This window comes from Williamsia sp. SKLECPSW1, assembly GCF_054332755.1.
Map to the genome: position 1 here is coordinate 250,921 of NZ_JBTGLI010000002.1, position 12,375 is coordinate 263,295.

A 12,375-nucleotide genomic window follows, 5' to 3' on the forward strand; every position below is an offset into this window, starting at 1 on the left:
GAGTGGCCCTCAGCCGCGGCTGGGACGCCGCTGCGGACGCAGCGTCACCGTGCCCGGTGCGAGTCGTCGGGCGGTGACCAGGAACGCGGTGTGCCCCTGCATCTTGTGCGACGGCCGGACGGCCAACCCGACGACGTTCCAGTCGCGGACCAGCGACTCCCACGCTCGTGGCTCGGTCCAGCACTCCTGCTCGCGAAGACCCTCGACGACCCGGGAGAGCTGTGTGACCGTCGCCACGTAGACGATGAGGACCCCGCCCGGTCGGATGGTCTCGGCGACGACGTCCAGCGTCTCCCACGGCGCCAGCATGTCGAGCACGACGCGGTCGACCTGCGCGCTCTCGACGTCCGGGCGGTGGTCGCGGATGTCGGCGACCGTCAGTTCCCAGTTCGCCGGCCGGCCGCCGAAGAACGTCTCCACGTTGCGGACCGCGTGCTCGGCGTGATCGTCGCGCACCTCGTAGGACAGGACCCGGCCCTCGGGGCCGACCGCGCGCAGCAGCGAACAGGTCAGCGCGCCGGACCCGGCGCCGGCCTCGAGCACGACACAACCGGGGTGGATGTCACCCTCGGTGATGATCTGGGCGGCGTCCTTCGGGTAGATGACCTGGGCGCCGCGCGGCATCGACAGCACGTAGTCGACGAGGAGCGGCCGCAACGCCAGGTACTGCGCGCCGCCGGTCGACGAGACGATGCTGCCCTCGTCGGCGCCGATGAGGTCGTCGTGGGCGATGCCGCCGTGGTGGGTGAAGAACGACTTGCCGGGCTCGAGCAGGACGGTGAACTTGCGGCCCTTGGTGTCGGTCAGCTGGACGCGGTCACCGACGGCGAAGGCGGGATCGTGGGTCATCGCGCCTGTCCGCCTCTGTCGTACACCGGGCATACCCTGCCAGGTGTGACCGACGTGATCTGCGGCGACCCTGCACCGACCCGGCCCGAGACCGACGACGGGCCGGGGTTCGTCCCGGCCGGTCGGGAGATCCCCTCCCGTCCCACCGCCATCGGCGATCCACCGTCCGTACCGCGCAGACCCGCGTTGTCCCCGTCGCGCGCGGCCGATTTCAAGCAGTGTCCACTGCTGTACCGCTACCGCGCCATCGACCGCCTGCCCGAGCCGTCGACCACCGCGCAGGTGCGCGGCACCGTCGTCCACTCCGCGTTGGAACACCTCTTCGACCTGCCCGCGGCGGTCCGCACCCGCGAGACCGCGGACGAGCTCGTCGACGCCGCATGGGATGTGCTGTGCGAGAAGGAACCCGAACTGCGGGACCTCGTCCCGCCCGACGGCGTCCCCGCGTTCCTCGCCGACGCGCACCGCCTCATCGACACCTACTACCGCATGGAGGACCCGACGGCGTTCGACGCCCAGAGCTGTGAGCTCCGGGTCGAGGTCGATCTCGCCGACGACGTCGCCCTCCGCGGTTTCGTCGACCGCGTGGACGTCGCCCCCACCGGGGAGATCCGCGTCGTGGACTACAAGACCGGTCGCGCTCCGGGCGAGTCGTTCGAGGCCCGCGCGATGTTCCAGATGAAGTTCTATGCGCTGGCGATCCTGCGGCTGCGTGGCGTCGTGCCCCACCGCCTGCAGCTGATGTACCTCGCCGACGGTCAACAACTGCGCTACACCCCGGACCGCGAGGAACTCGAGCGGTTCGCGGGCACGCTGACCGCGATCTGGCGGGCGATCCGCGAGGCCGGTGCCACCGGCGACTTCCGTCCGAAGCGCTCCGCGATGTGTCGCTTCTGCGACCACAAGGCGCACTGCCCCGAGTTCGGTGGCTCGATCCCCGCCTATCCGGGCTGGCCCGCGACGCCGGGCGAGGACACCGCGGCCGACCGTCTCGCCCCGTGAGCCAGGATCGCGTCGACACCGACGCCATCGTGGCCGACGACGCCTACTACGTCCCGCTGGGTGAGGTCGACGGCTGGTTCCACGTCCGGCCGACCGTCCACACGGTGAGCGTCTGGGCCGACACCCTGCAGCACGGCGGTCCACCGTCGGCGCTCCTGCTCTGGGCGATCGAACGCATGGGTCTGCCTCCGGGGACGGCGATCTCGCGCATCACGATCGACATCCTCGGCGCGATCGGTCTCGGTGAGAACAGGGTTCGCGCCCGCGTCGTCCGTCCGGGTCGCCGCATATCGCTGGTCGAGGCCGAGATCGACGTCGCATCCCCGAACGGGTTCCGCACGGCGGCGCGCGCGACGGCATGGGTCCTCGCCGTCGGCGACACCGCGACGATCGCTCCGGCGGGCCGCACCGTCACCGCACCGGACCGCCCCGGCGACGACCGCCCGGCGGAGTGGGTGACGCAGGGATGGGGTGACGTCGGGTTCATCGCCGCCGTCGACGTGGTCGGTGTCGACGACCCCGGGCCGACGTGGCTGCGGCGCCGGTATCCGGTCGTCGCGGGTGAGCCGACCGGTCCCTACGCCAACTTCTGCTGTGTGGTCGACATCGCCAACGGGCTCGGCAGCGGGTTGTCCGCGCTGGAGTGGCAGTGGATGAACACCGACACGACCATCCACCTCACGAGGCGTCCCGCCGACGGATGGGTCGGTGTCGAGGCGTTGTTGGTCCCCGGGCCCGAGGGTTACGGCTTCACCGGCGCCGACCTGTACGACGAGACCGGCCCCGTCGGCCGATCGAACCAGACGGTCCTCATCGCGCCGCAGGTGTGACCGCCCGTGTCGTCGATCGCCCCCGTCCACCGATCGACCCCGTCCACCGATCGACCGGTGGGTCAGAAGCGGCAGGAGCGGATGTCGGTGACGAGGATCGCCTTGGCGCCGAGCGCCGAGAGGGCGTCCATCACGGACTGGTGACCCGAGCGCGGGACCATGGCGCGCACCGCGACCCAGTTCTCGTCGGCCATCGGTGAGATCGTCGGCGACTCCAGACCGGGTGTGATCTGCACGGCGTCGTCGAGGAGGTCCTTGCGGCAGTCGTAGTCCATCATCACGTACTGCTGCGCGACGACGACGCCCTGGACGCGGGCGATCAGCCCGGCGGCCGCGGTAGAGGGATCCTTGTCCGCGCCGTGGATGAGGATCGCCTCCGACTCGCACATCACCTCGCCGAAGGCGGAGAGTCCGTGCTGACGCAGGGTGCGCCCGGATCCGACCACATCGGCGACCGCGTCGGCGACACCGAGGGCGATCGAGATCTCGACGGCACCGTCGAGCCGGATGATGTCGGCGGTGATGCCGCGCTTCGCCAGGTCGGCCGCGACGATGTTGCCGAACGAGGTGGCGATGCGCTTGCCGGCCAGGTCCTCGACGGTCATCGGCGTGTGCGCGGGACCCGCGTAGCGGAACGTCGACGAACCGAACCCGAGGGCGAGACGCTCGACGACGGGCGCCTGGGACTCCCAGGCGAGGTCGCGGCCGGTGATCCCCAGATCCAGCTCACCCGACCCGACGTAGATGGCGATGTCCTTGGGGCGCAGGAAGAAGAACTCGACGTCGTTCGCGGAGTCGAGGACCGTGAGGTCCTTCGCGTCGGTGCGTCGTCGGTACCCGGCCTCGGCCAGGATGGCCGCGGCGGCCTCCGACAACGCTCCCTTGTTCGGGACGGCTACGCGCAGCATCGTTCTCTCGTTCGTCGTGATCGCGGGGTGGGCGGTGAGCGGGCGGCTCCCCGATGAGCGGGGCGGCCGCTACAGGTGGCGGTAGACGTCGGGCAACGTCAGACCGCGCTTGATCATCACGACCTGCAGCCAGTAGAGCAACTGAGATATCTCCTCCGACAGCGACTCGTCGGACTCGTACTCGGCCGCCAACCAGACCTCACCGGCCTCCTCGACAATCTTCTTGCCGAGGTGGTGGACGCCGGCGTCGAGGGCGGCGACGGTGCCGCTGCCCTCCGGACGCGTCTGCGCGCGGTCGGACAGCTCGGCGAACAGCTCGTCGAAGGTCTTCACGGTGGCTCAGTCTCCCACGCCGGTGGCGGCGGCCTCTCCCCCGGCGAGCCGGAAGACCTCCGCGAGGATCTCGGCGTCGAGGCCGACGAGGCTGTCGCGCAGCACCCGACCATCGGCCGGGGGCACCGGGGCGTCGGACGGCACGACCAACGTGGGGCACCCGGCGGCGGCCGCGGCGGTCGAACCGGTCGGCGAGTCCTCGACGACGAGACACTGCGACGGCGCGAGCCGCAGGCGCGACGCGGCGGCGAGATACAGGTCGGGCGCCGGTTTCCCCGCGGGTACCTCGTCACCGCAGAACGTCGCGACGAAGCGGTCGGCGCCGACGGTCGGCAGTGCCTTGTCGGTGAGGACGCGGTCGGTGTTGGTCACCAGCGCCATCGGGATCCCGAGACCCGCGACGGTGTCGAGTGCGTCGCGCGCACCCGGCCGCCACGGGATGCCGGCGGCGAACAGCTCGGTCACGCGGTCCCGCAGCCACTGCGCCTCACCGTCGTGGTCCCGGTCGTCCGGAGCGATGTCGGCGGCGTCGAACACGCGGTCCAGCGCATTCGTCATGGAGTTGCCCAGGGTCGACTGCCGGAGTTCCGTGGTCATCGTCGTCCCGAGACGCTCTGCGACGTCGGCCATCGCGATGTCCCACAGCTTCTCCGAGTCGAGGAGTGTCCCGTCCATGTCCCACAGAACCGCTCGCGGTAGGTCCCGGACGTCGGGACGCGGCTGATCGCTCATGTCGTGTCATCCTTCCTTACCGGGCAGACTCCTCCCGCATCACGGCCATGGCGAACATCGCCGCTGTGCGGCGATGGCGTCCGGATCGTCGACTACCGCGTCGCGCGACGACGCGACGCGGGTTCGGGTGGTGCCAGCCGGTCACCGTCGACGCGGGCGTCTGCGAACTTGATCCGTCGTTGCACGGGCACCGTCTCGTAGCTGCGCACCCCCTCCATGGCGGCGAGGGACGTCGTGACGAAGTGGTGAACGTCGCCCAGATCGCGGGTGGTGAGCGACGCGACGATGTTGTGCCGACCGGTGACGGCCGCGGCGAACGGCACGTGCGGATGGGTCGCGAGGGCCGTGCCGACCGCGGTGAGCGATCGGGGTTCGACAGACAACCACAGACCGACGACCGCGCCGATCCCCGACGCGGCGGTGGCGACGTCGACGTCGAAGTAGACCACCCCAGCCGCCAGCAGGGTCTCGACCCGGCGCCGTACGCGACCCGGCGTGCTGCCGGTCGCCCGCGCCAGTGTCGCGTAGGTGACGCGGCCGTCGCGGGCGAGCGCATCGAGGACAGGCCTGTCGTCGGGGCGGAGCGAGACCCGCGGATCTCGGTGGGCCTCCGTCCGTCCGGCACCGCCGTCGCAGGCGGCCAGCGCGGCCTGCTGCTCCGGTGACAGCGGGGTCGCCCAGGCCGACCAGTCGGTGGCGTTGCCCCCGACGAAGGTGTGCAGCACGGCCGCCACCTCGACGTCGAGCACCGACTGCGACCGCGGGAGTTGTCGGGTGATCAACCGGTGCGCGTGCCCGTCGTCGGTGGACCGAACCGAGCACGTGACCTCCCAGCCGCCGGCGTCGACGGCCACCCACGACACGTCGTCACGTCGACCGAGCGCGTCGGCGACCGCGTCCGCACCCTCCGGGCGGCAGCGGATCCGCGCATGCCACACGGTCAGTCCGAGGGCCGACGGGTCCACGGCGAGGGTCACGCGGACGAGGCCGTCACGACGGAGCCGTCGATAGCGGCGCGCCGCCGTGGTCTCCCCGATGCCGAGCACCTCGCCCAGCCGCGCGAATCCGACACGGGGTGCGATCTGGAGCGCATGCATGATCTGTTCGTCCGTAGCGTCCAGGACGACGGGTTCAGACACGGACCGGTCGCTCATCGCCGTCATCGTACGTATGTCGAGCCCTCAGGCGACAGTGCCGTGCCCCACGGCGGATGCTCTCGCGCATCCTGTTCCCGATCCCGAGAGGACCGACATGTCCCGCACCTGGTGGCCCCTGGCCGTGGTGTGCACCGCCACCTTCATGTTCCTGTTGGACGTGACCATCGTCGTGGTCGCACTCCCCGACATCCAACGATCGCTCGGCGCCGGCTTCGACCAACTGCAATGGGTCACCGACGCCTACGCCCTCGCGCTGGCATCCCTGCTGTTGACGTCCGGCTCCATCGCGGACCGGGTCGGCCGCCGCCGCGTCTTCGCGATCGGACTCGCCGTGTTCACGGGCGCGTCTCTCGTGTGCGGGCTCGCCGCCGACCCGGTCATGCTCATCGCCGCCCGCGCCGTGCAGGGGGTCGGTGGAGCGATGCTCTTCGCCACGTCACTCGCCCTGTTGTCGGTGCTGTACCAGGGTCGCGAGCGTGGTGTCGCGTTCGGTGCCTGGGGTGCCGTGACAGGCGTGGCCACCGCGCTGGGTCCGATCCTCGGCGGCGTGCTGACCACCGGGCTGTCCTGGCGCTGGATCTTCCTCGTGAACCTTCCCGTGGGGGTCGCTGCGCTCTGGGGCACGCGGTTCATCGGGGAGTCGCGGGCGGAGCATCCGCGTCGCATCGACGTGGCGGGTGTCCTCACGCTCACCGCCGGTCTGGTCGCCGTGGTGGTCGGGTTCATCGAGACCGGCAGCCGCCCCTGGGGTGACCCGGTGGTGGTGTCGTCGTTCGTCGTCGGAGCCGTCCTGCTCGTCGCGTTCGTGGTGGTGGAGACGCGGGTGCGTGAGCCCATGTTCGATCTCTCGTTGCTCCGGACGCCGACCTTCGTCGGGGGATCGCTCGCGGCGTTCACGATGAACGGGTCGCTGTTCGCGATGCTGCTCTACGTCGTGCTCTACCTGCAGGACGGTCTGGGGTACTCGGCCCTGCAGGCCGGACTGCGCCTGGTGCTGCTCTCGGGCGCGACGATGGTGGTCGCCACCGTCTCCGGGCGTGTGGCGCACGCCGTGCCCGCCCGTTGGCTCATCGGTCCGGGACTGCTCCTCGTCGGGGTCGGGCTCGCTCTGTGCGCCGGCCTCGACGGCGGATCGCACTGGACCCATCTCGCTCTGGGCTTCGTCGTCGCGGGTGTCGGCAGCGGGTTGGTGAACCCGCCGCTGGCGTCGACGGCCGTGGGCGTCGTCGATCATCACCGCGCGGGGATGGCGTCCGGGGTGAACAACACCTGCCGTCAGGTGGGCATCGCCGTGGGCATCGCCGTCTACGGCTCGCTGTTCGCCTCCCGCATCCAGTCGTCGATACGCTCGGCGCTGGAGGGTTCGCCCGAACTGCGTTCCCGCGCAACCGGACTCGCCGACGCAGTGCACGACGGTGCCGTGGGTCCGGCGATCGGTGCGCTGCCCGCCGATCAGCGGGCGCTGGTGGCAGACGCCGTGCGCACCGCTTTCGCCGACGGGATGAACACACTCTTCGTCGTCAGCGCCGCGGTCGCGGTCGCCGGGGCGGTGTGCGCGCTCCTGCTGATCCGTACGCGCGACTTCGTCACGCACGGGGCGACCCCGGTGCGCAGCGACCCGGCCGCCGCGCACCGGGCCCCGTCGTGACGAGCCCCGTCGTGACGAGCCCGGACCGCCGCGGACCTAGACGTTGAAGTACTTCGCCTCGGGGTGGTGCAGGACGAACGCATCGGTGGACTGCTCCGGGTGCAGCTGGAGTTCCTCGGACAGCTCGACGCCGATGCGCCCGGGCTCGAGCAGCTCGATCATCTTCGCGCGGTCCTCGAGGTCGGGGCACGCACCGTAGCCGAAGGAGTAACGGGCGCCGCGGTATTCGAGGTCGAAGAATCCCTGCGGTGAGTCCGGGTCGTCGGCGGCCACCGACCGCCCGTCGAACTGCAGCTCCGAACGCACCCGCTGATGCCAGTACTCGGCCAGTGCCTCGGTCAGCTGGACGCCGATGCCGTGGACCTCGAGGTAGTCGCGATAGGCGTCCTTCGCGAAGAGGTCGTTGGCGAAGTCGGCGATGGGCTGGCCCATCGTGACCAACTGGAACGGCAGCACGTCGACCCGACCCAGCTCGCGTGCCCGGTCCCGTGTGGCCACGAAGTCGGCGATGCACAGGAACCGGGACCGCTGCTGGCGGGGGAACTCGAAGCTGAAGCGGACGTCCGCGTCGGCGTCGGGCTCGGTGAGGACGTGGACGGTGTCGCCCTCGCTGACGGCCGGGAAGTACCCGTAGACGACGGCTGCGTGTTGGAGGATGTTCGACGTCGACAGCCGGTCGATCCACTCGCGCAGACGCGGCCGACCCTCGGTGTCGACCAGTTCCTCGTAGCTCGGACCGTCGCCGCCGCGCGCACCGCGCAACCCCCACTGCCCCAGGAACAGGGCGCGCTCGTCGAGCAGACCGCGGTACTCGGCGACCGGGATGCCCTTAACGATGCGTGTGCCCCAGAACGGCGGGACGGGGATCTCGTTGTCGGCAGCCACATCCGAGCGATCGGGCACCTCGACGGGTGCCTGCTCGGCCTTGCGCTTGGCGGCGATCCGCGCGGACCGCTCGTGGCGGGCCTTGCGCTCGGCGGCCTTCTCCTCGGCAGCTGCCCGGGCCTCGGGGTCGACGGTCGTCGTGCCACCGCGCTTGGTGGTCATGATCTCGTCCATCAGGCGCAGACCCTCGAAGGCGTCTCGTGCGTAGTGCACATCGCCCTCGTAGGTCTCGGTGAGATCGTTCTCGACGTACGACCGGGTGAGGGCGGCGCCGCCGAGCAGGACCGGGTAGTTCTCGGCGAGCCCGCGAGAGTTGATCTCCTGCAGGTTCTCCTTCATGACCACGGTCGACTTCACCAGCAGACCGGACATGCCGATCACGTCGGCGCGCTTGTCCTCGGCGACCTCGAGGATCGTCGAGATCGGTTGCTTGATACCGATGTTGACGACCTCGTAGCCGTTGTTGGACAGGATGATGTCGACGAGGTTCTTGCCGATGTCGTGGACGTCGCCCTTCACCGTCGCGAGCACGATGCGGCCCTTGCCGTCCTCGTCGGTGGCCTCCATGTGCGGCTCGAGGTGGGACACCGAGGTCTTCATCACCTCGGCGGACTGCAGCACGAACGGCAACTGCATCTGCCCCGACCCGAACAGCTCACCGACGGTCTTCATCCCGGCCAGCAGGGTCTCGTTGATGATCTGCAGTGGCGGGACCTGGGTCATCGCCTCGTCGAGATCGGCCTCGAGGCCGTTGCGCTCACCGTCGACGATGCGGCGCTCGAGACGCTCGAACAGCGGCAGCTTCGCCATCTCCTCGGCGCGGCTCTCCCGCGCCGACGCCGCCGACACACCCTCGAACAGGCCCATCAGGGTCTGCAGCGGGTCGTAGTCGGAGTTGCCCTCGCTGCGCACGCCGTCGGCGCCACGGCGGTTGTAGACCAGGTCGAGGGCGACCTCGCGCTGCTCGTCGGGGATCCTCGCCATCGGCAGGATCTTCGACGCGTGGACGATCGCGGTGTCCAGGCCCACCTGTACGCACTCGTGCAGGAACACCGAGTTGAGAACCTGTCGGGCAGCGGGGTTCAGGCCGAACGAGATGTTCGAGATGCCCAGGGTGAAGTGGATGTTCGGGTGCGCCTCCTTGATCCGCCGGATGGCCTCGATGGTCTCGATGCCGTCGTGGCGGGTCTCCTCCTGGCCGGTGGAGATGGGGAAGGTGAGGGCGTCGATGATGATGTCCTCGTCGCGCAGGCCCCAGTTGCCGGTGATGTCGGCGATGAGACGCTCGGCGACCCGGACCTTCCAGTCCGCGGTCCGCGCCTGCCCCTCCTCGTCGATGGTGAGGGCCACCACGGCGGCACCGTGTTCGACGACGAGCTCCATGATCCGCTGGAAACGCGAGTCCGGACCGTCGCCGTCCTCGTAGTTCACCGAGTTCACCGCGCAGCGGCCACCCAGCGTCTCCAGGCCGGCGCGCAGCACGTCGGGCTCGGTCGAGTCGAGCATGATCGGCAGCGTCGACGACGTGGCGAGCTTCGCGGCCAGGGCGGTCATGTCCTCGGCGCCGTTGCGGCCGACGTAGTCGACGTTCAGGTCGAGCATGTGTGCGCCGTCGCGCGTCTGGTCCTTGGCGATGTCCAGGCACTTCTGGTGATCGCCGGCGAGCATGGCCTCGCGGAACGCCTTCGACCCGTTGGAGTTGGTGCGCTCCCCGACCATCAGGAAGCTGTTCTCCTGCTCGAACGGGACCGCCGCGTAGAGCGACGCCACCTCCGGCTCGTGTCGCGGGTCGCGCGGGGCCTTGGTCGCCGTGCGGACCGCGTCGGAGACGGCACGGATGTGATCGGGGGTGGTGCCGCAGCAGCCACCGACGAACGACAGACCGAACTCCCCGACGAATCCCGACAGCGCCTCGGCGAGTTCGTCGGCACCCAGCGGGTACTCGGCGCCGTTCGGGCCGAGCTGCGGCAGGCCGGCGTTCGGCATCACCGACACCGGGATGCGCGCGTGCTGCGACAGGTAGCGCAGGTGTTCACTCATCTCGGCCGGACCGGTCGCGCAGTTGAGTCCGATCAGGTCGACACCGAGCGGCTCGATCGACGCCAGCGCCGCACCGATCTCGGACCCGAGGAGCATGGTGCCCGTGGTCTCGACGGTCACGTGCGAGATCACCGGGATGCGACGTCCGAGCTGCTCCATCGCGCGGCGGGCCGCCACGACGGCGGCCTTCACCTGCAGGAGGTCCTGCGACGTCTCGACGAGGATCGCGTCCGCGCCCGCCTCGATCATCCCCAGCGCGCACTCGAGGTAGGCGTCGCGGATGACCGCGTACGTCGTGTGTCCGAGGCTGGGCAGCTTGGTGCCGGGGCCGACCGAGCCGAGGACGAATCGTCCCGTGCCGTCGGCGGACGGACCCATCTCGTCGGCGACCTCGCGAGCGATCGCGACACCCTTGCGGGCCAGCTCGCGGATGCGGTCGGCGATGTCGTAGTCACCCAGGTTCGACAGGTTGCAGCCGAACGTGTTGGTCTCGACCGCGTCGGCACCGGCCTCGAAGTAGGCGCGGTGGATGGCGGCGAGGACCTCGGGTCGGGTGTCGTTGAGGATCTCGTTGCAGCCCTCCAGACCCTGGAAGTCGTCGAGCGTCAGGTCGGCGGCCTGCAGCATCGTGCCCATCGCGCCGTCGCCGACGAGGACCCTCCGCCCCATCGCGTCGAGAAACGCCGAGTCGTACGAGTCGGTTCCGGTGGAGACAGACATGGTGCTCAGGGTAGTTCGCTCCCTTTCGGTGTTCGGTCGTAGGCTGGGCCGGTGAGCGCTGACCAGTCGTCCCCACTGCCCACGTTGCGGGCGCCGATCCTGGTCGCGGCCTTCGAGGGATGGAACGACGCCGGCGACGCCGCCAGCGGCGCGGTCGAGCATCTGGCGCTGATCTGGGATGCCCTCCCCCTCGTCGAGATCGACTCCGACGACTACTACGACTTCCAGGTCAACCGGCCCATCGTAAAGCAGGTGGACGGTGTGATGCGACGTATCGAGTGGCCCGCCACGTCGATCTCGTGGTGCAGCCCACCCGGCGCGGACCACGATGTGGTCCTGCTGCGCGGTATCGAGCCGAACATGCGGTGGCGACAGTTCTGCGCCGAGATCATCGACATCGCCCGACGCCTCGAGGTGCAGACGATGGTCATCCTCGGTGCGCTCCTCGCCGACGCGCCGCACACGCGCCCGGTGCCGGTGACCGGCACGACGTACAGCGCGGAGTCCGCCCTCGCGCACAACCTGCAGGAGAGCCGCTACGAGGGGCCCACCGGGATCACCGGCGTGCTGCAGCACGCCTGTGTCGCCGAGGGGATCCCGGCGGTGTCGTTCTGGGCGGCGGTTCCGCACTACGTCTCCACTCCGCCCAACCCCAAGGCCACCGTCGCGCTGTTGGAGCGGGTCGAGGAGGTCCTCGACCTGGAGGTGCCCCTCGGTGACCTCCCCGCGCAGGCCCAGGAGTGGGAGGAAGCGGTCACCGAGATGACCGAGGACGACGAGGAGATCGCCGAGTACGTGCGCGGACTCGAGGAGCGCGGCGACGCCGAGGTCAGCGTCGAGGACGCGATGAGCAAGATCGACGGCGACGCGCTGGCGGCGGAGTTCGAGCGCTACCTCCGCCGACGCGGCCCGGGGTCGTTCGGGGGCTGACGGCCCGCGTCGCGGTCAGCTGATCCGTTCGATCGAGACCACCGGTGTGGTGATGCGCCATGTGCGCACGTCCGGATCGTCGACCGCACGCACCCAGAACTGGGCGGACTCCCCGATCCGGCAGGACTTCACCCCCAGCAGCGGGATGTCCTCGGAGTCACGTCGGAGTTGGCTGACCGCCCACGGGTCCTGACCGTCGCTGCCGGGCGGCGGACCGCCGACACCGGGCGCACGGAGAAGGGTCATCTCCTCGAAGTCGAGGAGGTAGGTCGAGGTGCGGGTCACGACCGTCCACACGCCCTCGGAGGTGTCGGGGTCCAGTTCCGTGAGATGGGCCACGC

Annotated in this window: 11 protein-coding genes; 4 read left to right on the top strand and 7 right to left on the bottom strand. The window is 70.1% G+C overall.

The genetic code is table 11. From position 1 onward, the window contains the following. Nucleotides 1-9: 9 nt before the first annotated feature. On the bottom strand, nucleotides 10-849 hold the full coding sequence (locus tag ACXVUM_RS17030; protein ID WP_458523115.1) for a tRNA (adenine-N1)-methyltransferase: 840 nt from the start codon (nucleotides 847-849) through the stop codon (nucleotides 10-12). 36 nt (nucleotides 850-885) lie between these two features. On the opposite strand from ACXVUM_RS17030, the gene ACXVUM_RS17035 reads away from it, so the two are divergent. Further along, nucleotides 886-1,851 (top strand): RecB family exonuclease, encoded by a 966-nt coding sequence (locus ACXVUM_RS17035; protein WP_458523541.1) that lies wholly within the window; start codon nucleotides 886-888, stop codon nucleotides 1,849-1,851. After that, nucleotides 1,848-2,681 (top strand): thioesterase family protein, encoded by an 834-nt coding sequence (locus tag ACXVUM_RS17040; RefSeq protein ID WP_458523116.1) that lies wholly within the window; start codon nucleotides 1,848-1,850, stop codon nucleotides 2,679-2,681. The genes ACXVUM_RS17035 and ACXVUM_RS17040 overlap by 4 nt, the downstream gene beginning before the upstream one ends. 62 nt (nucleotides 2,682-2,743) lie before the next feature. On the opposite strand, the gene hisG is transcribed toward ACXVUM_RS17040, so the two are convergent. From hisG to ACXVUM_RS17060, 4 genes are all read right to left on the bottom strand, one after another. Then, a complete protein-coding gene (hisG, locus tag ACXVUM_RS17045; protein ID WP_458523117.1) occupies nucleotides 2,744-3,589 on the bottom strand; it encodes an ATP phosphoribosyltransferase in 846 nt (281 codons plus the stop codon). A 69-nt stretch (nucleotides 3,590-3,658) separates the two neighbouring features. After that, nucleotides 3,659-3,922: a phosphoribosyl-ATP diphosphatase gene (locus ACXVUM_RS17050; RefSeq protein WP_458523118.1), complete on the bottom strand. Its 264-nt coding sequence runs from the start codon at nucleotides 3,920-3,922 to the stop codon at nucleotides 3,659-3,661. A 6-nt stretch (nucleotides 3,923-3,928) separates the two neighbouring features. Further along, nucleotides 3,929-4,654 carry an HAD family hydrolase gene (locus ACXVUM_RS17055; protein ID WP_458523119.1) on the bottom strand — a complete coding sequence of 242 codons (726 nt, stop codon included), beginning with the start codon at nucleotides 4,652-4,654 and terminating at the stop codon, nucleotides 3,929-3,931. A gap of 92 nt (nucleotides 4,655-4,746) precedes the next feature. Next, nucleotides 4,747-5,808, bottom strand: a complete 1,062-nt coding sequence (locus ACXVUM_RS17060) for an Lrp/AsnC family transcriptional regulator (protein WP_458523120.1) — start codon at nucleotides 5,806-5,808, stop codon at nucleotides 4,747-4,749. 97 nt (nucleotides 5,809-5,905) lie between these two features. Between ACXVUM_RS17060 and ACXVUM_RS17065 the strand changes: the two genes are divergently transcribed. Further along, the gene (locus ACXVUM_RS17065; RefSeq protein ID WP_458523121.1) at nucleotides 5,906-7,459 is read left to right on the top strand and encodes an MFS transporter; all 1,554 of its coding nucleotides are present in this window, start codon (nucleotides 5,906-5,908) and stop codon (nucleotides 7,457-7,459) included. Between the two features lie 36 nt (nucleotides 7,460-7,495). Here the strand turns inward: ACXVUM_RS17065 and metH are convergent, their stop codons facing one another. Continuing rightward, a complete protein-coding gene (metH, locus tag ACXVUM_RS17070; protein ID WP_458523122.1) occupies nucleotides 7,496-11,104 on the bottom strand; it encodes a methionine synthase in 3,609 nt (1,202 codons plus the stop codon). A gap of 51 nt (nucleotides 11,105-11,155) precedes the next feature. On the opposite strand from metH, the gene ACXVUM_RS17075 reads away from it, so the two are divergent. Continuing rightward, nucleotides 11,156-12,034, top strand: a complete 879-nt coding sequence (locus ACXVUM_RS17075) for a PAC2 family protein (RefSeq protein WP_458523123.1) — start codon at nucleotides 11,156-11,158, stop codon at nucleotides 12,032-12,034. A 15-nt stretch (nucleotides 12,035-12,049) separates the two neighbouring features. Here the strand turns inward: ACXVUM_RS17075 and ACXVUM_RS17080 are convergent, their stop codons facing one another. Next, the gene (locus tag ACXVUM_RS17080) at nucleotides 12,050-12,373 is read right to left on the bottom strand and encodes a hypothetical protein (protein WP_458523124.1); all 324 of its coding nucleotides are present in this window, start codon (nucleotides 12,371-12,373) and stop codon (nucleotides 12,050-12,052) included. Nucleotides 12,374-12,375: the final 2 nt, after the last annotated feature.